Source organism: Pseudomonas sp. GNP014, assembly GCF_054344005.1.
This window is the reverse complement of record NZ_JBTGUS010000001.1, coordinates 5,660,943-5,680,966: the sequence shown is the minus strand read 5'-3', so window position 1 is coordinate 5,680,966 and position 20,024 is coordinate 5,660,943. Positions and strand designations below refer to the sequence as shown.

Here is a 20,024-nt window from a genome sequence, read left to right as displayed (position 1 = left end):
GATTCTCAGTCAGGCCAAAATGGCCGTTACTCAGAAACTGACCCGGTGCAGTTGTGGGAGTTTTAGAACGATGAGTTATAAGGGGCGGCGACTGACCGGCGGGCAGTCGCTCTTTTTCATTTGCCGCGAATCAACGTGCGCAAGGCAAAACGGTTGGGATGGCAGGCTTCGGCGACGCTTCTAGGCAGGGGCAGCGGCTCGTTGTCCAGCCACGCCGCCAGCAGTTCGCCGGACAGCGGTGCGGTGATCAGCCCGCGTGAGCCGTGGCCGCTGTTGACATACAAGCCGTCGAGCCACGGGCAGGCAATGTCCGGCACTTGTCGCGCATCCTTGCTTAACGCCTCGTAGACCTGAGCGAAGGCTTCGCGGTCGGCCAGCGGGCCGACAATCGGCAGATAATCGGGGCTGGTGCAGCGAAAGGCGGCGCGGCCCTCCAGCGTTTCTGCAGGCAGGTCATTGATGTGCAGACGCGCCACCAGATCGCCGGAGATCCCCTCCAGCATCGCCAGATTGCCCAGGTGTTCGGCGGTCGTCGGTGTCAGATCATCGCTGGTGAAATCGAAACTGGCGCCCAGCGTGTGTTCGCCCAGGCGCGCCGGGGCGACATAACCTTCGGCGCAGACCACGGTGCGTAGCGTCTGGCTTTCCGTGGTTTGCGGCAGGCGCGTGATCTGCCCGCGAATGCGTTTGAGCGGCAGCTCGGCACTGTGTGCAAAGCGTTTGATTTCCGCAGCGCCGGCCAATACCACCACCGGTGCGCTGGCGAGCACACGGTCGCCGGCGAGGGCTTGCCACTGACCCTCGACCTTGCGCAGTTCCAGCGCCTCGTGATGCTTGAGCAATTCGATGTTCGCTTGCGCGGCCTGTGCCTGGCACAGCGCGGGCGGATGCACCCAGCCGCCTTCGGGGTAATACAAGCCGCCGTGGCTCAGTCCGACCCCGGCCTGAATCTCGGCCTGCGGCTGGTCGAGCCAGTGCACCAGATCTTCCGGGAACGCCGCCGCCAGTTGTGCATGGCGCTCGGCTTCCTTGGTATTGAATGCCAATTGCAGCACGCCGCAATCGTCCCAATCCGAGCCGCGTTGCAGGGTTTCCAGCAGGCGGCGGGTGTAGCCGAACCCGCTGACGATCAGTTGCGACAACGCGGTGCCGTGGGCCGACAGCTTCAGGTACAGCACGCCCTGTGGATTGCCCGATGCTTCCTGCGCCACGTCGGCATGCCGTTCCAGCAGGCTGACCTGCCAGCCCCGCGCCGCGAGACTGGCGGCGCTGGCGCACCCGGCCAGCCCGGCGCCGATCACCAATGCGCGGCGCTCACCGGTCAGCGGGGCAGGGCGGGCGAACCACGGTTTGTCTGGCGCGGGTGGCGCAACGTCCTGCGGCCAGCCGACAAATTCACCGCGCAGGATTTCCCACTTGTGGCCGATGCCCGGCGTGCGTTTCATCTTGAACCCGGCGGCATTGAGCAAGCGCCGCACCCAACCGGTGCTGGTAAAGGTGCTGATAGTCGAGCCGGGCGCGGCCAGGCGGGCCAGTTCGACGAACAGCTCGGCGGTCCACATGTCCGGGTTTTTCGCCGGGGCGAAGCCGTCGAGAAACCACGCGTCGATCTGCGCATCGAGCTGCGGCAATTGCTCCAGCGCATCGCCGATCAACAGCGTCAGCGTGACCCGGCCATTGCCCAGAATGAGCCGCTGAAAACCCTGATGGATCGCCACGTAATGGGTCAGCAACTGATCGGCCAGCGACTTCAGTTGCGGCCACAAGGCCAAGGCCCGCTGCAAGTCCGCAGGGCTCAGCGGATACTTTTCGACGCTGACGAAATGCAGGCGCGCCCCGGCCACCGCATGTTGCTCGAACAGCTGCCAGGCGCAGAGAAAATTCAGCCCGGTGCCGAATCCGGTTTCGCCGATCACCAGTCGCCCGTGCGCCGGCAACGCGGCAAAACGCTCGGCCAGACGGTTCTGTTCGAGGAATACATAACGGGTTTCTTCCAGACCTGACTGATCGGAAAAATACACGTCATCGAACACCCGCGAACGCGGGCGTCCCTGGTCATCCCAGTCGAGCTGGGCGTGGGGCAATACGGGTTTCATGGCAGGCTCGGCAATCACAAGGCGGCCATTCTAGCCGATCGGGCGCTGGGTGCTTGATCCATGGCAAGGGGGGCCAGGGTCGAATGCAGGATCATCACCGGCTTTTGTGGCGAAGGCGCTTGCTCCCGCCGGGGTGCACAGCAGCCCCAAAACCGGTGAACGCGATGTGTCTGGAGGACCGTGGTTGCAGGTCTTGCGACTGCTGCGCACCCCGGCGGGAGCAAGCGCCCTCGTCAACGTTATTCATTCATTTAACTCACCTTGGCGGAGGAATTTCTCCGCCATCGCCGTGCCCAATCCGCTAGTCTTGCTGCATTCTGGAAGGAGCCGTCCCATGTTTGAATCCGCTGAAATCGGTCACGCCATCGACAAAGAAACGTACGACGAGGCGGTGCCTGCGCTGCGTGAAGCTTTGCTGGAAGCGCAGTTCGAGTTGCAGCAGCAGAAACGCTTCCCGGTGATCATTTTGATCAACGGCATTGAAGGGGCCGGCAAGGGCGAGACCGTCAAGTTGCTCAACGAGTGGATGGACCCGCGTCTGATCGAGGTGCGCACCTTCGATCAGCAGACCGATGAAGAGCTGGCGCGGCCACCGGCCTGGCGTTACTGGCGGATGCTCCCGGCGAAGGGGCGGATGGGGGTGTTCTTCGGTAACTGGTACAGCCAGATGCTTCAGGGGCGGGTTCACGGTCTGTTCAAGGATCCGCGCCTGGATCAGGCAATCAACGCCGCCGAGCGTCTGGAAAAGATGCTCTGCGACGAAGGTGCACTGATCTTCAAGTTCTGGTTTCACTTGTCGAAGAAACAGATGAAAGCGCGGCTCAAAGCCCTGGCCGATGACCCGCTGCACAGCTGGCGCATCAGCCCGCTGGACTGGCAGCAATCGCAGACCTACGACAAGTTCGTCAAATACGGCGAGCGCGTGTTGCGCCGTACCAGCCGCGACTACGCGCCGTGGCACATCATCGAAGGCATGGACGCCAATTACCGCAGTCTGGCGGTCGGCAAGATTCTGCTCGAAGGTCTGCAAAATGCGCTCAAGCGTCAGCAGGTGCACACCGAAGAAGTCAACGCGGCACCGCTGGGTACGGCGGTCGATCAACTGAACCTGCTCGACAGCCTCGACCTCAGCCAGCAGTTGGAAAAGAAAGACTACGAAGAACAACTGATCACCGAGCAGGCCCGGTTGTCCGGGCTGATGCGCGACAAACGCATGCGCCGCCACGCTCTGGTGGCGGTATTCGAAGGCAACGATGCTGCGGGCAAGGGCGGGGCGATCCGGCGGGTGGCGGCGGCGCTCGATCCGCGTCAGTACAGCATCGTGCCGATCGCCGCGCCGACTGAAGAGGAACGTGCGCAACCGTACTTGTGGCGGTTCTGGCGGCACCTGCCGGCGCGGGGCAAGTTCACCGTGTTCGACCGCTCCTGGTATGGCCGGGTGCTGGTGGAGCGGGTCGAGGGCTTTTGCAGCCCGGCCGACTGGCTGCGCGCCTACAGCGAGATTAATGACTTCGAAGAACAGATTGCCGACGCCGGGGTCATCGTCGTCAAATTCTGGCTGGCGATCGACAAGGACACGCAGATGGAGCGCTTTCAGGCGCGGGAGCAGATTCCGTTCAAGCGCTTCAAGATCACCGAAGACGACTGGCGCAACCGCGACAAGTGGGACGCCTACCGCGCTGCCGTGGGCGATATGGTCGACCGTACCAGCACCGAAATATCGCCGTGGACGCTGGTCGAGGCCAATGACAAGCGCTGGGCACGGGTCAAGGTGCTGCGCACCATCAACCGTGCGCTGGAAGAGGCGTTCGAGAAGTCCGACAAGCGCACGAAAAAGCACAAGGACTGAACCGATGGGCACGCATACGCGGGGTGAATGATTGTCGCGGTCGGCGATGAGGTGGACTTATGCTCGGTCCACTCTCAACCGACAACAACAATGAGGTATGCCATGCGTGAAGTGGTGATCGTCGACAGCGTGCGGACCGGCCTGGCCAAGTCCTTTCGCGGCAAGTTCAACCAGACCCGCCCCGATGACATGGCGGCCCATTGCGTCAACGCGCTGTTGACACGCAATGACATCGACCCGGCCAGCGTCGAAGACTGCATCGTCGGCGCCGGTTCCAATGAAGGTGCGCAGGGCTACAACATCGGCCGCAACGTGGCAGTGCTCTCGCGCCTGGGCACCCACGTGGCCGGCATGACCCTCAATCGTTTTTGTTCCTCGGGTTTGCAGGCGATCGCCATTGCCGCCAACCAGATTGCCTCGGGTTGCAGCGATATCATTGTCGCCGGCGGCGTCGAGTCGATCAGCCTGACCCTGAAAAGCGTCAACACCGATCACCTGATCAACCCGCTGCTCAAACAGCAGACGCCGGGTATCTATTACACGATGGGCCAGACGGCCGAAGTGGTGGCGCGCCGTTATGGCGTGAGCCGCGAGGACCAGGATCGCTATTCACTGCAAAGTCAGATTCGCACGGCACAGGCGCAGGCTGCGGGGTTGTTCGATGACGAAATCGTACCGATGGCCGTGAAGTATCGGGTCGAGGACAAAGCCAGCGGTGAAGTGCAGGTACTCGACGGTGTCGTCGAGCGCGATGACTGCAACCGCCCTGACACCACTTATGAAAGTCTGGCGGGGCTCAAGCCGGTGTTTGCCGAGGACGGTTCGGTGACCGCGGGGAACTCCTCGCAACTGTCCGACGGGGCCTCGATGACGCTGGTGATGAGCCTGGAAAAAGCTCTGCAACTGGGGCTGAAGCCGAAAGCGTTTTTCCGCGGCTTCACCGTCGCCGGCTGCGAGCCTGACGAGATGGGCATCGGCCCGGTGTTTTCGGTGCCGAAATTGCTCAAGGCCAAGGGCTTGCAGGTAGCGGACATTGATTTGTGGGAGCTGAACGAGGCGTTCGCGTCGCAGTGCCTGTACAGCCGCGATCGGCTGGAGATTGATAACGAGAAGTACAACGTCAATGGCGGCTCGATTTCCATCGGCCACCCGTTCGGCATGACCGGGTCGCGGCAGGTCGGGCATCTGGTGCGCGAGTTGCAGCGGCGTCATCTGCGTTACGGCATCGTCACCATGTGTGTGGGCGGCGGGATGGGGGCGGCAGGGTTGTTTGAGGCGGTGCGCTGAATCAGGAAGAAAGTTGTTGGCTGATAGATTGCTATCGCGAGCAGGCTCGCTCCTGCATTTTGGAATGCGTTCCCTGTAGGAGTGAGCCTGCTCGCGATTGAATCAACCCGGTGACCGATTGGAATCCACAACCTGCATCCGCGCGATATACGCCTTTATTTCCAGCTCAGCCTTTTGCGCACTGGCAAACGGCCCCTCCAGGGTATTTTCCCGAGTGCTGAAGAACAGCTCGCCATTGACCCGACACAACCGCTCACTGCGAAAATGCGTCGCGGGGGCGCTGTCCTGAGCGCGCATGCCGTACATGATCGGCCTCCTTGGTAAGAAGTCAGTGAATGCATCCCATGAGCTTATGCCTGAAGCACTTGGCGCGCCTGGCCAGACGATCAACGGCACTCCGTCAATTTAATGCTGCGACCTGCACAGTTTCATTCGCGGCCTGGCCTGAACTGTCCCTGTGTTGCGCCTGCATGCGGGCCTAGAATGACCGCTCTTGTCAGCAGGCATTGGGGTTCGCATGCACATTTCATCCGGTCGCTGGGTTTACGGTCTGTGCCTGGCGCTGCTGACAGCGTTTTTGTGGGGCATTTTGCCGATCAAACTCAAGCAGGTATTGCAGGTGATGGACCCGATCACGGTGACCTGGTTTCGCCTGATGGTCTCGGGCGGCTGCCTGTTCATTTATCTGGCCTCGGTCAAGCGTCTGCCGAGCCGTAAAGTGCTGGGGCCCAGAGGCGGTTGGCTGGTGCTGATGGCGGTGCTCGGGTTGGTGGGCAATTACGTGCTGTACCTGATGGGCCTGAATCTGCTCAGCCCCGGCACCGCGCAACTGGTGGTGCAGATGGGCCCGATCATGTTGCTGATCGCCAGCCTGTTTGTGTTCAAGGAGCGTTTCAGCATTGGCCAGGGGATCGGGCTGGCGGTGCTGCTGATCGGGTTTGTGCTGTTCTTCAATCAACGTCTGGCTGAATTGCTCACCTCATTGTCGGACTACACCGCCGGCGTGTTGCTGGTGCTGTCGGCCTCGACGGTCTGGACGTTCTATGCGCTGGGTCAGAAGCAGTTGCTGACGGTGTGGAATTCGTTGCAGGTGATGATGGTGATCTACCTGTTCTGCGCGCTGTTGCTGACACCCTGGGTGCATCCGCTGGAGGCGCTGGCGCTGAGCCCGTTGCAGGGCTGGCTGCTGCTGGCGTGCTGCATGAACACGCTGATTGCCTATGGCGCATTTGCCGAGGCGCTGGCGCATTGGGAAGCGTCGCGGGTCAGTGCCACGCTGGCGATCACGCCATTGGTAACCTTTGGTGCGGTGGCGCTGGCGGCGTGGATGTGGCCGGAGTATGTGCATGCCGAGCAGATCAATGGTCTGGGCTATGGCGGGGCGGTGCTGGTGGTGCTGGGCTCGGCGCTGGTGGCGTTGGGGCCGTCGTTGATTGGCGGGCTCAAGGCGCGGCGGATGAAGATGGCAGCAGGTTAACCGCGTCAGGGCCATCGCGAGCAGGCTCACTGCTGCATGGGGAACGCATCCCCCCCTGTAGCAGTGAGCCTGCTCGCGATGACTTATTAAGCAACGCTACAAATCTCAGCCCTTGGCGCCAGCCTCGATCATGTTCTCCGGCCGCACCCAGGCATCGAACTGTTCATCGCTCAGATACCCCAGTTGCAGCGCCGCCTCACGCAAGGTCAGGCCTTCGCTGTAAGCCTTCTTGGCGATTTCCGCCGACTTGTCGTAACCGATGTGCGGGTTCAGCGCCGTCACCAGCATCAATCCGCGCTCCAGGTGTCTGGCCATGACGTCGGCATCCGGCTCAAGCCCGGCGATGCAGTGCTGCTGGAAGTTGCTGCAACCATCGGCGAGCAAGCGGATCGATTGCAGCACGTTATGGATGATCACCGGTTTGAACACGTTCAACTGCAAGTGACCCTGGCTCGCGGCGATGCCGATCGTCACGTCATTGCCCAACACCTGACACGCCAGCATCGACAGCGCTTCGCACTGGGTCGGATTGACCTTGCCCGGCATGATCGAGCTGCCCGGCTCGTTCGCCGGCAGCTTCACTTCGGCAAACCCTGCGCGTGGGCCGGAACCGAGCAGACGCAGGTCGTTGGCGATTTTCATTAGCGCGACGGCGAGGGTTTTCAGCGCGCCCGACAGGTTGGTCAGCGGTTCATGGCCGGCCAGTGCCGCGAACTTGTTCGGTGCGGTGACGAAGGGCAGGCCGGACAGCGCGGCGAGCTCTGCGGCAATCGCCTCGCCGAAACCGTGTGGCGAATTCAACCCGGTACCGACCGCTGTGCCGCCCTGCGCCAGTTCACACACCGCCGGCAGCGCTGCGCGAATCGCCCGTTCGGCGTAATCCAGTTGCGCGATGAAGCCCGACAGTTCCTGACCGAAGGTGATGGGTGTGGCGTCCATCATGTGTGTACGGCCGGTTTTCACCAGTTTCATGTGGCGTGCGGCGAGTTCCGCCAGGCCGCCGGACAGCTCGGCAATCGCCGGCAGCAGTTGCTCTTGCACCGCTTGCGCGGTGGCGATGCTCATGGCGGTGGGGAAACAGTCGTTGGAGCTTTGCGAGCGGTTGACGTGATCGTTCGGGTGCACCGGCGTCTTGCCGCCGCGCGGGTTGCCGGCCAGTTCGTTGGCGCGACCGGCGATCACTTCGTTGACGTTCATGTTGCTCTGGGTGCCGCTGCCGGTCTGCCAGACCACCAGCGGGAACTGGTCGTCGTGCTGGCCGTCGAGCACTTCGTCGGCAGCCTGTTCGATCAGGCGGGCGATGTCGGCGGGCAGGTCGCCGTTGCGATTGTTGACCCGGGCGGCGGCTTTCTTGATCAGGGCCAGGGCGTGCAGGACCGGCAGCGGCATGCGTTCCTGACCAATGGCGAAGTTGATCAGCGAGCGTTGCGTCTGAGCACCCCAGTAGGCGTCGTCCGGGACTTCGATCTGGCCCAGGCTGTCGGTTTCGATACGGCTCATCGTGCACACTCCTGTTGGTCTGTTTGCGCAGTTTAGGCCCGGTCAGGCCCAGGTGGTTCCATCGGGGCGATTGTTGACCGGTAAAACCCGGTCAATCAAGCGCGGCAAGGGGCGGGGGTTGAGCCACAGCGTTTTTTAGGCGCAGAATGGGCGCCCTTGGGGTTTGACCTCGCCTGTTAGAAAAGGAAACTCGATGACTCGTCTTCGTGCCATCTGTACCGCGGTTGCACTGGTTTGCGCCAGCGGCCAGGTGCTTGCCGATACCGCCAGCCACAACGCCAGTGCCGAAGCTTTCCTGACCCTGGCGCACGCTGACAAACTGGGTACTCCGGTGTACATGCAAGTGCAGCAAATGTTCGCCCAGCGCTTTGAACAGACCAAAGCCCCGGAGTCGAAGAAAGCCGTTCTGGAAACCTACCAGGCCAAGGCCAACGCCGCCCTGGACCAGGCCATTGGCTGGAACAAGCTCAAGCCTGACATGGTCAAGCTCTACACCAGCAACTTCAGCGAATCCGAGTTGAAAGACCTGGTTGCGTTCTACCAGTCGCCACTGGGCAAGAAGGTTCTGGAAAAAATGCCGCAGCTGACCCAGCAATCGGCCCAGATGACTCAAGCCAAACTGGAAAGCGCCGTGCCGGTCGTCAACAAGCTGCTCGACGACATGACCAACGAGTTGGCACCGAAAGGCGCTGCGCCGGCCAAGAAGAAGTAAGCGGAGTTCGTGATGACCATGCAACAACGCATCGAATCGACGCTGGGCCTGCTTCAGCCTGAACATCTGCAGGTGCTGGATGAAAGCCACATGCACAGTCGCGGGTTACAGACTCACTTCAAGGCAGTGGTGGTCAGCGCGCAGTTCGAAGGCCTGAACCGGGTCAAGCGCCACCAGAAAGTCTACGGCACGCTCGGCGAGCTGATGGGCGAGTTCCATGCGTTGGCGCTGCACACCTACACCCCGCAGGAATGGGCAGAGGTGGGCGCCGCTCCGGCGTCGCCAACCTGTGCAGGAGGAAAGCAGCGATGAGCTTCAAGCGGCAAGCTGCAAGTTAAAGGCGAGTGTTCCTGGCTTGTCGCTTGAAGCTCGCCGCTTGAAGCTGCTTTTTTGCTAGAATCCGCAACGCGCCGTTCAACCGGCGCGTTTTTTTTTGAATCCGGTTCACCCTTTGCGAGGGTAGCCACCTGGAGAAATACCCATGACACAACCGATTGTCGTGGCGGCACTGTATAAGTTCGTCACCCTCGAAGATTACGTCAACCTGCGCGAGCCCCTGCTGCAAGCGATGGTCGACAACGGTATCAAAGGCACTCTGCTGATCGCCGAAGAAGGCATCAACGGCACGGTGTCCGGCAGCCGCGAAGGCATTGATGGCCTGCTCGCTTGGCTGAAGAACGACCCGCGCATGATCGACATCGACCACAAAGAGTCGTACTGCGACGAGCAGCCGTTCTACCGTACCAAGGTCAAACTGAAGAAAGAGATCGTCACCCTCGGCGTCGAAGGCGTGGATCCGAACAAAAAGGTCGGCACCTACGTCGAGCCGCAAGACTGGAACGCCCTGATCAGCGACCCGGAAGTGCTGCTGATCGACACCCGCAACGACTACGAAGTGTCGATCGGCACCTTTGAAGGCGCCATTGATCCGAAAACCACCAGTTTTCGCGAATTCCCCGACTACATCAAAGAACACTTCGACCCGGCCGTGCACAAGAAGGTCGCGATGTTCTGCACCGGCGGTATCCGCTGCGAGAAGGCTTCGAGCTACATGCTGGGCGAGGGCTTCGAAGAGGTCTATCACCTCAAGGGCGGTATCCTGAAGTACCTCGAAGAGGTGCCGCAGGAAGAAACCAAGTGGCAGGGCGACTGCTTCGTGTTCGACAACCGCGTGACCGTGCGTCACGACCTCAGCGAAGGCGACTACGATCAATGTCATGCCTGCCGCACACCGGTCAGCGTTGAAGATCGCGCTTCCGAGCACTACGTGGCCGGCATCAGTTGCCCGCATTGCTGGGACAAGCTGAGCGAGAAAACCCGCCGCAGCGCAATCGATCGGCAAAAACAGATCGAACTGGCCAAGGCGCGCAACCAGCCGCACCCGATCGGCTACAACTATAAGCAAGCATCTACCGAGGCTTAATCATGTCTGCGCGCCTGCTCTATGTGATGGATCCGATGTGTTCCTGGTGCTGGGGGTTCGCTCCGGTGGCCAAGGCACTGGTCGAGCAGGCGCAGGCCGCCGGGGTGGAGTTGCACTTGGTGGTTGGCGGCTTGCGCACCGGCAGCGGTGCGGCACTGGAGCCGACCACTCGGCGCTACATTCTCGAACACTGGCAAGCGGTCACCGAGGCGACCGGTCAGCCATTCAAGTTCGACGGCGCATTGCCGGACGGATTTGTCTACGACACCGAGCCTGCCTGCCGCGCGATCGTCACGGCGCGCAGCCTGGCACCGGATTGCGCGTGGACCTTGCTCGGCCTGATTCAACACGCGTTTTACGCTGAAGGTCGCGATGTCACCCAGGCCAGCGTGTTGGTCGATCTGGCCGAACAGGCGGGCGTGCCGCGCATCGAATTTGCCGAACACTTTGACCGCGCCGAACAGCACGAAGCCACTCTGGCGGATTTCAACTGGGTGCAGGATCTGGGCATCGCCGGTTTCCCGACCCTGCTCGCCGAACGCAATGGCCAACTGGCGTTGCTGACCAATGGCTATCAACCGCTCAGCGAGCTGTCGCCGTTGCTCGGCCGCTGGCTGGAGCGCGCAGCCTGTGCCTGACCTGGCCGATGACACGTCAGCCGTAAAGCGTGTCGACCGGCTGAGCTGGGCAGAAGTCCGGCGACTGGCACTTCATCACAAAAAATCCTTGTGGATCGCCAATGGCGTCGCCGTGCTGGCAACGCTGTGCAGCGTGCCGATTCCGTTGCTGTTGCCGTTGCTGGTGGATGAGGTGTTGCTCGGTCACGGCGATGCCGCACTGAAAGTCATGAACCATGTACTGCCGGGTATGTGGCAACAAGCGGCGGGTTATATCGGCCTGATGCTGGTGGTCACGCTGACCCTGCGCTGCAGCGCCCTGTGTTTTGGCGTGTTGCAGTCGCGGTTGTTTGCGCGACTGGCCAAGGACATCGTTTATCGCATCCGCGTGCGCCTGATCGAACGCCTCAAGCGTATTTCCCTCGGCGAATACGAGAGCCTCGGCAGCGGCACAGTGACCACGCACCTGGTCACCGATCTGGACACCCTCGACAAGTTCGTCGGCGAAACCCTCAGCCGCTTTCTGGTGGCGATGCTGACCCTGGTCGGCACGGCGAGCATCCTGATGTGGATGCACTGGAAACTCGCGCTATTGATCCTGCTGTTCAACCCGCTGGTGATTTACGCCACGGTGCAGTTGGGCAAACGGGTCAAGCACCTGAAGAAACTCGAGAACGACAGCACCTCGCGTTTCACCCAGGCGCTGAGCGAAACCCTCGATGCCATTCAAGAAGTGCGCGCCGGCAACCGTCAGGGTTACTTTCTGGGTCGCCTCGGTCTGCGCGCGCAGGAGGTGCGCAACTACGCGGTCAATTCGCAGTGGAAAACCGACGCTTCCAACCGTGCCAGCGGTTTGCTGTTCCAGTTCGGCATCGACATCTTCCGTGCGGCGGCGATGCTCACGGTGTTGTTCTCCGACCTGTCGATCGGCCAGATGCTCGCGGTGTTCAGTTACCTGTGGTTCATGATCGGCCCGGTCGAACAACTGCTCAATCTGCAATACGCCTACTACGCCGCCGGCGGCGCGCTGGCGCGGATCAACGAACTGCTGGCGCGCGCCGATGAGCCGCAATATCCGGGCGGTGTCGATCCGTTCAAGGGTCGCGAAACCGTCGGCATCGAGGTTCAGGGCCTGAGCTTCGGTTATGGCGATGAGCTGGTGCTGGATCAGATGAACCTGTCCATTGCCCCGGGTGAGAAAGTTGCGATCGTCGGTGCCAGTGGCGGTGGCAAAAGTACCCTCGTGCAGTTGCTGCTGGGGTTGTACACGCCGTTGGCCGGTACCATCCGCTTCGGTGGTTCGACCCAGCAGGAAATCGGTCTGGAGCTGATCAGGGAGAACGTCGCGGTGGTGCTGCAGCACCCGGCGCTGTTCAACGACACGGTACGCGCCAACCTGACCATGGGCCGCACCCGCAGTGACGAAGCCTGTTGGCAGGCACTGGAAATCGCTCAGCTCGAACCGACTATCCGCGCCTTGCCGGATGGCCTCGACAGTATCGTCGGGCGCTCCGGCGTGCGCCTGTCCGGCGGTCAGCGCCAGCGTCTGGCGATCGCGCGGATGATTCTCGCCGAGCCGAAAGTGGTGATCCTCGACGAAGCCACCTCGGCCCTCGACGCCGCCACCGAATACAACCTTCACCAGGCCATGGCGCGGTTCCTCAATGGCCGCACCACGCTGATCATTGCCCATCGTTTGTCAGCGGTGAAGCAGGCCGATCGCGTGCTGGTGTTCGATGGTGGTCAGGTCGCCGAAGATGGCGATCATCAACAGTTGATTGCCGACGGCGGTCTGTATGCCAAGCTTTATGGTCACCTGCAGCAGATCCAGCGCCCTTGAGTTTCGTGCCGATTTCTGTGCTTAGTGCTTGAATTGCATTGAGTAAAATCACTCGGAACGCCCGCACAGTCCCGCCATTTGCACAATCGACCTAGAGGACGGCCAAGCTGTCCCTTTGACTTGGCGAAAATTAGCCTAGGCTGAGCTGTCAGGAGCGGGATTTTCCGGTGTTCATCTGGCAGTGCTTGCGCAAGGGATCTCATGAAGCAAAAGCGGACTCTCGGAACGCCACGGTTGTTGGGCATCGTCTGGCCATTTATTGCCGTCGTGTTGTTTCAAGCGTTATTGGGCGGCGTGAGTCTTTACGTGCTCTCGGCGGTTCGCGGTTACGTCGCCGGCGAAAGTCTCTGGTCCAAGGGCCAGAAAGACGCGATTTACTACCTTAATCTCTACGCCGACAGCCGTGACGAGGCGATCTTCCTCAAGTACCGCACTGCGATCGGTGTACCGCAAGGCGGGCACCAGTTGCGTCTGGCGCTGGATCATCAGCCGCCGGATCTGGCCGCAGCGCGCGAAGGCATTCTCAAGGGTGGCAACCACCCGGATGACGTTTCCAGTCTGATCTGGCTGTACCTCAACTTTCGCCATTTCAGTTATCTGGAGACCGCGATTGACCGCTGGACGGTCGGTGACGCCTATCTAATCGAGCTGGATAACGTGGCGCAGGAGATGCACCGCAGCATTTCACAGAACAATGCCGGCAGCGCCGATATCCAGCGCTGGAAGGCACGGATTTTCGCCATCAACGATGGCGTGACCCCAGCCGCAAAAGCCTTCAGCGATGCCTTGGGCGAAGGCTCGCGGATGATTCTGCGGCTGCTGCTGTTAACCAATCTGGCCACGGCGCTGGGGCTGATCGTGCTGGCCTTGTGGCGCACGCACAAGTTGCTCAAGCAGCGCCATGCCTTTGCCGAGGCGTTGCAACTGGAGAAGGATCGGGCGCACGTTACCTTGCATTCGATCGGCGACGGGGTGATCACCACCGATGTCGACGGCGCCATTGACTACATGAACCCCGCCGCCGAAGCCATGACCCACTGGAAGGCCGAACAGGCGGCGGGCCTGCCGCTGGCGGCGTTATTCAATCTGCTCGATGACAACGCCCAGTCCGAAGGTCTGACCCTGATCGAGCACATTCTCAGCGGCAAGCTCAGTGGCGGCAGCGAGCATTCGAAACTGATCCAGCGCCTGGACGGCAGTACGGTGTCGGTGACCCTGGTCGGCGCACCGATCCGCAATGCCGGCAAAGTCAGTGGTACCGTGCTGGTGCTGCACGACATGACGCAGGAACGGCAATACATCGCCAACCTTTCGTGGCAGGCCACCCACGATGCGCTGACCGGTCTGGCCAATCGCCGCGAGTTCGAATATCGCCTGGAGCAGGCGCTGCACAACCTCACCCGCCAGGCCGGGCGGCACGCGCTGATGTTCCTCGATCTGGATCAGTTCAAGCTGGTCAACGACACGTGCGGCCATGCGGCGGGGGATGAGCTGTTGCGGCACATCTGCACCCTGCTGCAGTCGGGATTGCGCGAAGGCGACACCCTGGCGCGGCTCGGCGGCGACGAGTTCGGCATTCTCCTGGAAAACTGCGCGCCGGACGCGGCAGAAAAAATTGCCGAGGCACTGCGCCAGACCGTGCAGAACCTGCATTTTGTCTGGAAGGGGCGGCCCTTCCTCACCACCGTCAGTATTGGCCTGGTGCATGTCGCACAGACCCCGACGACCCTGGAAGCGTCCCTGCGGGCGGCAGACATGGCCTGCTACATGGCCAAGGAGAAGGGGCGTAACCGCGTGCAGGTCTACCACGCCGACGATTCCGAACTGTCCCTGCGCTTTGGGGAAATGGCCTGGGTGCAACGCCTGCACATGGCGCTGGAAGAAAACCGCTTTTGCCTGTACGCCCAGGAAATCGCTCCGCTCAAGCCCAGTGACGGCAAAGGCGGGCACATCGAAATCCTGCTGCGTCTGCATGACGAGGCCGGGCGGATGATTCTGCCGGACAGCTTCATTCCTGCCGCTGAGCGCTATGGTTTGATGAGTCAGCTGGATCGTTGGGTCGTACAAAATGTTTTTAAGGTTATTGCTCAATGTATTGCCCAGGAACAGCAAGGGCCATTAGCAATGTGTGCGATTAATCTGTCAGGCATTACTATAGGAGATGACGCGTTTTTGCACTTTCTGCGAGAACAGTTTGTTAACTACGCTATACCTCCTGAAATGATTTGTTTTGAAATTACTGAAACCAGTGCAATTTCAAACTTGGGCAGTGCAATTAGATTTATCAATGAGCTCAAAGGCTTAGGTTGTTACTTCTCACTAGATGACTTTTGTGCCGGAATGTCTTCGTTCGCTTATCTGAAACATTTGCCTGTAGACTTCCTGAAGATCGACGGGAGTTTCGTAAAGGATATGCTGGACGACCCGATTAACCGGGCAATGGTCGAAGTGATCAATCACATCGGGCATGTCATGGGTAAGCAGACAATTGCCGAGTTTGTTGAAACCACCCAGATCGAGCAGGCACTGCTTGAAATTGGCGTGGATTACGCTCAGGGTTATGTCATCGAGCGCCCGCAATTGTTTACCTGCGACAGTTTGCAAAGTCGGCCCGCCAGACCGCAACCGCTGTTATTCAAAGCGCCTGGCACGTTCCGTTGAAGTCTCTCGCCGATCCTTACAATCACAAATCAAAAGGAGCCGAACAGTGATCGACACATTCAACCGAACCGGACCACTCATGGAAGCTGCAAGTTATCCCGGCTGGGCACAACAGCTCATTCAGGACTGCAGCGAGAGCAAGCGCCGGGTTGTCGAACATGAACTTTACCAGCGCATGCGTGATAACAAACTCAGCGCCAGGACCATGCGTCAGTACTTGATTGGCGGCTGGCCGGTGGTCGAGCAGTTTGCGTTGTACATGGCGCAGAATCTCACCAAAACCCGATTTGCCCGTCACCCCGGCGAAGACATGGCGCGCCGCTGGCTGATGCGCAATATCCGCGTCGAGCTCAATCATGCCGACTATTGGGTGCACTGGAGTCGGGCGCATGGCGTCAGCCTGGAAGATCTTCAGGCCCAGCAAGTGCCGCCGGAACTGCATGCGCTGAGTCACTGGTGCTGGCACACCAGTTCGGCCGACTCGTTGATCGTCGCCATCGCCGCTACCAACTACGCCATCGAGGGCGCGACCGGGGAGTGGTCGGCGCTGGTTTGCTCGACGGGCGTATACGCGGCGGCGTTTCCCGAAGAAGATCGCAAACGCGCGATGAAGTGGCTGAAGATGCACGCCCAGTACGACGATGCCCACCCTTGGGAAGCTCTGGAAATCATCTGCACGCTGGCCGGCCTGAACCCGAGCAAGGCGTTGCAGGCCGAATTGCGCCAGGCCGTGTGCAAAAGCTATGACTACATGTACCTGTTTCTGGAACGCTGCATGCAACTGGAGACGTCGGAACGCTTGCTGGTCAACCGAGAGCGCAGGGTAGTCGTCGAGAGCTGATACACCGCGTAAAAATGTAGGAGTGAGCCTGCTCGCGATAGCGGACTGTCGGTCAACATCAGTGTTGAATGTCAGATCGTCATCGCGAGCAGGCTCACTCCTACAGTAGATTTGTAGTGTCTGGAAAGGCTTAGCCCGCCATCGCCAGGCGGTTACGACCTTCGCGCTTGGCCACGTACAACGCACTGTCGGCGCGACGCAGCAGGCTGTCGGCCGATTCGCCGGGCAACAGCGTCGAGCAGCCGAGGCTGACCGTCAGTTCGATCAACTGGCCATCGGCGTAATACTCCGCCGCTTGCGCCGCATAGCGCAGTCGCTCGCCGACCATCGCTGACGCTTCGCGGCCGGTGTTCGACAGCAGAATCAGAAACTCTTCGCCGCCATAGCGAAACACCATATCGACGTTGCGCAACTGACCCTTGATCGAGGCGGCCACGGCTTTGAGCACATCATCGCCGGCACTGTGGCCGTGACTGTCATTGACCCTTTTGAAGTGGTCGATATCCAGCATCAGTACCGACAATGGTTGCAGGTGCCGGCGCGACATTTCGATCTCGCGTTGCAGGGTCTGCTCCATGGCGATGCGGTTGCCGGCACCGGTCAGCGGATCGCGCAGGGCGCTCTGAGTCGCGGCGCGGTAGAGCAGGGCGTTGCGCATCGGGTACAGCAACACCGACAGCAGCGATTCGAGGTGCCCTTGCTCCTGATCGTTGAAGCGCTGATTGCGGCGGAACACCAGTTCGCCCATGTGCTCGCCTTCATGGCTCAGGCTATAGCTGACGGAATGATGACCGCGAGCACCGAACTCCAGGCGCAAGTCGCTGCCCTTGTGCACATAATGCAAGGCGTCCAGCGGCACGAGGCGCTGAACTTCGCGGAAAAACAGACCGAGGATGCGTTGCGGTTCAAGGCTGGTTTGCAGTTGCAGGCTCAGTTGCTGGCGCAATTGCGCGAGACTGGCGGGCCGCTCCAGAAGTGGCGGCTGCTGACCGAAACCCAGGCGTTGCAATTTGGCACTGTCGAAGTCAATTGCATTGGTCTGGGAGGGTGATTTCATATGGCGTGAGCCCCTAAGCAGTAAGTCTGTCTTACAGGCTGGGTGAGAGCGGCTATGGGCTGCGCGTCATACTGATCCATCAGTCCCGTAGGACATTTGGCGTAAGTTTAGTCTGCCTGATGTCGATTAGTCAGCTATCGAAATCGCCCCGGCGCCACTGCCTTCACACGGCATGCTTTGAGGGAATTTAGAGCGAAAGTCGTGCCATTCAGTTCAGGTTAATTAAAGCCTTTTGTATTCAATGGCTTACGATCTTGATGGGGAAAACAGCGCTGGATTTTTGACTGACTGGTGACGGTCGGTGCTGGTAAAAGCCTGCCGCGACGGGAATCCGCCGCGGCAACAAAAGCGACGTATGGCACTACTGAGCGTTGAATGCCTGGCCGTTGATACCCGTACTGTCCGGGCCCATCAGGTAGAGATAGACCGGCATGATCTCCTCGGGCGTCGGATTGTTCAGCGGGTTTTCCCCGGGATATGCCTGGGCGCGCATGCTGGTGCGGGTGCCACCCGGGTTGATGCTGTTGGAGCGAACCGGTGCCACGCCGTCGACTTCGTCGGCCAGGGTTTGCATCAGGCCTTCGGTGGCGAACTTCGACACACCGTAAGCGCCCCAGTAAGCCCGGCCCTTGCGGCCGACGCTGCTGGAGGTGAATACCACCGAAGCGTCCTGCGACAGCTTGAGCAACGGCAGCAGGGTGCTGGTCAGCATGAACATGGCATTGACGTTGACCTGCATGACCCGCATGAAGTTGTCGCCGGAGAGTTGTTCGATTGGCGTGCGCGGGCCAATGATCGAAGCGTTGTGCAGCAGGCCGTCAAGGTGGCCGAATTCGTTTTCGATCATCGCCGCCAGTTCATCGTATTGATGGGGCAGGGCGGTCTCGAGGTTGAACGGAATTACCGCCGGTTGTGGGTGACCGGCCGCTTCGATTTCGTCATAGACCTGGGTCAGATTGGCCTCGGTCTTGCCCAGCAGCAGGACGGTAGCGCCGTGGGCCGCATAGGTTTTCGCGGCAGCTGCGCCGATGCCACGACCGGCTCCGGTGACCAGAATGACCCGATCCTTGAGCAATTCGGGGCGAGCGGTGTAATCAAACATAAAAACCTCACAATCCATTCATGAAGACCTGCTTCGCACTTGTGGCGAGGGGATTTATCCCCGATGGGTTGCGAAGCAGCCCCAGCATTCTTCCAGTTCGATTTGACGTGCAGGTTTTACGGCGGCTTCGCCGCCGATCAGGGATAAATCCCCTCGCCACAAAGGCATCCTGCAAACAGTCAGGTCAGCAACTGCAGAGTGCGCTGTCCAGCACCTTGCGCAGCTCCAGCGGATGATCCACCACTACGTCCGCGCCCCAGTGCCGCGGGTTGTCGTCCGGGTGAATGTAGCCAAAGGTCACTGCGCAGGTCTTGGTGCCGGCATCGCGCCCTGACTCGATATCGCGCAGATCATCGCCCACAAACAGAACGGTCGATGGATCCAGATCAAGCATTTTGCATGCGAGGATCAGCGGTTCCGGATCCGGCTTGCTGTTTTTCACGTGATCCGGGCAGATCAGTAGCGCAGAGCGCTCGGCCAGCCCCAGTTGCTGCATGATCGGCTCGGCAAAGCGCAGCGGCTTGTTGGTGACCACGCCCCAGATCAGATTGGCTTTTTCGATATCGGCCAGCAGTTCGCCCATGCCATCGAACAGCTTGCTGTGCACGGCGCATCCCACCAGGTAGCGTTCGAGGAACTCAAGGCGCAGCTCCTCGAAGCCCGGCGATTCCGGGTCCATCGAAAACGTCACCGCGACCATCGCCTTGGCGCCGCCGGAAATTTCGTCACGGATGTGCTTGTCGTTCATCGGCGGCAGGCCGCGGTCCGCACGCATGGCCTGGCAGATGGCGATGAAGTCCGGCGCCGTGTCGAGCAGGGTGCCGTCCATGTCGAAAAGAACTGCTCTGATGGCCATCGGCTTATTCCTCGCGCAGGGTCTGGATCATGTAGTTGACGTCAACATCGTTGGCCAGCTTGTAGTGCTTGGTCAGCGGGTTGTAGGTCAGGCCGATGATGTCCTTGACGGTCAGGCCAGCCATGCGGCTCCAGGCGCCGAGCTCGGACGGGCGGATGAATTTCTTGAAGTCGTGGGTGCCGCGTGGCAGCAGCTTCATGATGTATTCGGCGCCGATGATGGCGAACAGGTACGCCTTCGGGTTGCGGTTGATGGTCGAGAAGAATACCTGGCCGCCGGGCTTGACCATGCGGAAGCAGGCGCGGATCACCGACGATGGATCCGGCACGTGCTCAAGCATCTCCAGGCAGGTGACCACGTCGAACTGCTCGGGCATTTCTTCGGCCAGGGCTTCGGCGGTGATCTGCCGGTATTCGACGTTGACGCCGGATTCCAGCTGATGCAGTTGCGCAACGGCCAATGGCGCTTCGCCCATGTCGATGCCCATGACAGTGGCGCCACGCTGGGCCATGGCTTCGCTGAGGATGCCGCCGCCGCAACCGACGTCGAGGACTTTCTTGCCGGCCAGATTGACCCGTTCGTCAATCCAGTTGACCCGCAGCGGGTTGATGTCGTGCAGCGGTTTGAACTCGCTCTCGCGGTCCCACCAGCGGTGGGCCAGGGCTTCGAATTTGGCGATTTCGGCGTGGTCGACGTTGCTCATGAT

General features: G+C 60.6%; 17 protein-coding genes. 10 read left to right on the top strand and 7 right to left on the bottom strand.

The features are described 5' to 3' along the window. Nucleotides 1-116: 116 nt before the first annotated feature. Entirely contained in the window at nt 117-2,096 is a 1,980-nt protein-coding gene (gene mnmC, locus ACXX9E_RS25480; RefSeq protein WP_458556392.1) for a bifunctional tRNA (5-methylaminomethyl-2-thiouridine)(34)-methyltransferase MnmC2/FAD-dependent 5-carboxymethylaminomethyl-2-thiouridine(34) oxidoreductase MnmC1, read from the bottom strand. Nucleotides 2,097-2,430: 334 nt separating this feature from the next. Here mnmC and pap point away from each other — a divergent pair, with 334 nt between their 5' ends. Both pap and ACXX9E_RS25470 read left to right on the top strand, forming a co-directional pair. Further along, nucleotides 2,431-3,945 (top strand): polyphosphate:AMP phosphotransferase, encoded by a 1,515-nt coding sequence (gene pap / locus ACXX9E_RS25475; protein WP_447807218.1) that lies wholly within the window; start codon nt 2,431-2,433, stop codon nt 3,943-3,945. Nucleotides 3,946-4,047: 102 nt separating this feature from the next. Next, the gene (locus ACXX9E_RS25470; RefSeq protein WP_458556391.1) at nt 4,048-5,232 is read left to right on the top strand and encodes a thiolase family protein; all 1,185 of its coding nucleotides are present in this window, start codon (nt 4,048-4,050) and stop codon (nt 5,230-5,232) included. Between the two features lie 102 nt (nt 5,233-5,334). Here ACXX9E_RS25470 and ACXX9E_RS25465 read toward each other — a convergent pair whose 3' ends face one another. Beyond that, nucleotides 5,335-5,538, bottom strand: coding sequence for a DUF6316 family protein (locus ACXX9E_RS25465; protein WP_128614547.1), 204 nt, complete (start codon nt 5,536-5,538; stop codon nt 5,335-5,337). A 211-nt stretch (nt 5,539-5,749) separates the two neighbouring features. Between ACXX9E_RS25465 and ACXX9E_RS25460 the strand changes: the two genes are divergently transcribed. Then, nucleotides 5,750-6,709: a DMT family transporter gene (locus ACXX9E_RS25460; protein WP_458556390.1), complete on the top strand. Its 960-nt coding sequence runs from the start codon at nt 5,750-5,752 to the stop codon at nt 6,707-6,709. A gap of 105 nt (nt 6,710-6,814) precedes the next feature. Here the strand turns inward: ACXX9E_RS25460 and ACXX9E_RS25455 are convergent, their stop codons facing one another. After that, a complete protein-coding gene (locus ACXX9E_RS25455) occupies nt 6,815-8,209 on the bottom strand; it encodes a class II fumarate hydratase (protein ID WP_186744888.1) in 1,395 nt (464 codons plus the stop codon). Between the two features lie 193 nt (nt 8,210-8,402). On the opposite strand from ACXX9E_RS25455, the gene ACXX9E_RS25450 reads away from it, so the two are divergent. The 7 genes from ACXX9E_RS25450 to ACXX9E_RS25420 all read left to right on the top strand — a co-directional run bounded on the left by ACXX9E_RS25450 (nt 8,403) and on the right by ACXX9E_RS25420 (nt 16,303). Then, complete coding sequence (locus ACXX9E_RS25450; protein ID WP_003226938.1) at nt 8,403-8,921, top strand: DUF2059 domain-containing protein; 519 nt, start codon at nt 8,403-8,405, stop codon at nt 8,919-8,921. Between the two features lie 12 nt (nt 8,922-8,933). Beyond that, nucleotides 8,934-9,233, top strand: a complete 300-nt coding sequence (locus tag ACXX9E_RS25445; RefSeq protein WP_458556389.1) for a BolA family protein — start codon at nt 8,934-8,936, stop codon at nt 9,231-9,233. Nucleotides 9,234-9,402: 169 nt separating this feature from the next. Beyond that, entirely contained in the window at nt 9,403-10,344 is a 942-nt protein-coding gene (gene trhO / locus ACXX9E_RS25440; RefSeq protein WP_123466686.1) for an oxygen-dependent tRNA uridine(34) hydroxylase TrhO, read from the top strand. Nucleotides 10,345-10,379: 35 nt separating this feature from the next. Then, nucleotides 10,380-10,982 carry a DsbA family protein gene (locus ACXX9E_RS25435; protein ID WP_177490506.1) on the top strand — a complete coding sequence of 201 codons (603 nt, stop codon included), beginning with the start codon at nt 10,380-10,382 and terminating at the stop codon, nt 10,980-10,982. Then, a complete protein-coding gene (locus ACXX9E_RS25430) occupies nt 10,975-12,801 on the top strand; it encodes an ABC transporter ATP-binding protein (protein WP_267802964.1) in 1,827 nt (608 codons plus the stop codon). The genes ACXX9E_RS25435 and ACXX9E_RS25430 overlap by 8 nt, the downstream gene beginning before the upstream one ends. Before the next feature lie 201 nt (nt 12,802-13,002). Beyond that, nucleotides 13,003-15,462 carry an EAL domain-containing protein gene (locus ACXX9E_RS25425; RefSeq protein WP_123466680.1) on the top strand — a complete coding sequence of 820 codons (2,460 nt, stop codon included), beginning with the start codon at nt 13,003-13,005 and terminating at the stop codon, nt 15,460-15,462. Nucleotides 15,463-15,541: 79 nt separating this feature from the next. Next, the gene (locus tag ACXX9E_RS25420) at nt 15,542-16,303 is read left to right on the top strand and encodes an iron-containing redox enzyme family protein (protein WP_189655776.1); all 762 of its coding nucleotides are present in this window, start codon (nt 15,542-15,544) and stop codon (nt 16,301-16,303) included. A 130-nt stretch (nt 16,304-16,433) separates the two neighbouring features. Here ACXX9E_RS25420 and ACXX9E_RS25415 read toward each other — a convergent pair whose 3' ends face one another. The 4 genes from ACXX9E_RS25415 to ubiG form a co-directional block, all read right to left on the bottom strand. Continuing rightward, a complete protein-coding gene (locus tag ACXX9E_RS25415) occupies nt 16,434-17,360 on the bottom strand; it encodes a GGDEF domain-containing protein (protein ID WP_123466674.1) in 927 nt (308 codons plus the stop codon). Between the two features lie 361 nt (nt 17,361-17,721). After that, complete coding sequence (locus ACXX9E_RS25410) at nt 17,722-18,462, bottom strand: YciK family oxidoreductase (protein WP_123466672.1); 741 nt, start codon at nt 18,460-18,462, stop codon at nt 17,722-17,724. Nucleotides 18,463-18,646: 184 nt separating this feature from the next. Then, on the bottom strand, nt 18,647-19,318 hold the full coding sequence (mupP, locus tag ACXX9E_RS25405; protein ID WP_458556388.1) for an N-acetylmuramic acid 6-phosphate phosphatase MupP: 672 nt from the start codon (nt 19,316-19,318) through the stop codon (nt 18,647-18,649). A 4-nt stretch (nt 19,319-19,322) separates the two neighbouring features. After that, the gene (ubiG, locus tag ACXX9E_RS25400) at nt 19,323-20,021 is read right to left on the bottom strand and encodes a bifunctional 2-polyprenyl-6-hydroxyphenol methylase/3-demethylubiquinol 3-O-methyltransferase UbiG (RefSeq protein ID WP_123466668.1); all 699 of its coding nucleotides are present in this window, start codon (nt 20,019-20,021) and stop codon (nt 19,323-19,325) included. Nucleotides 20,022-20,024 lie beyond the last annotated feature (3 nt).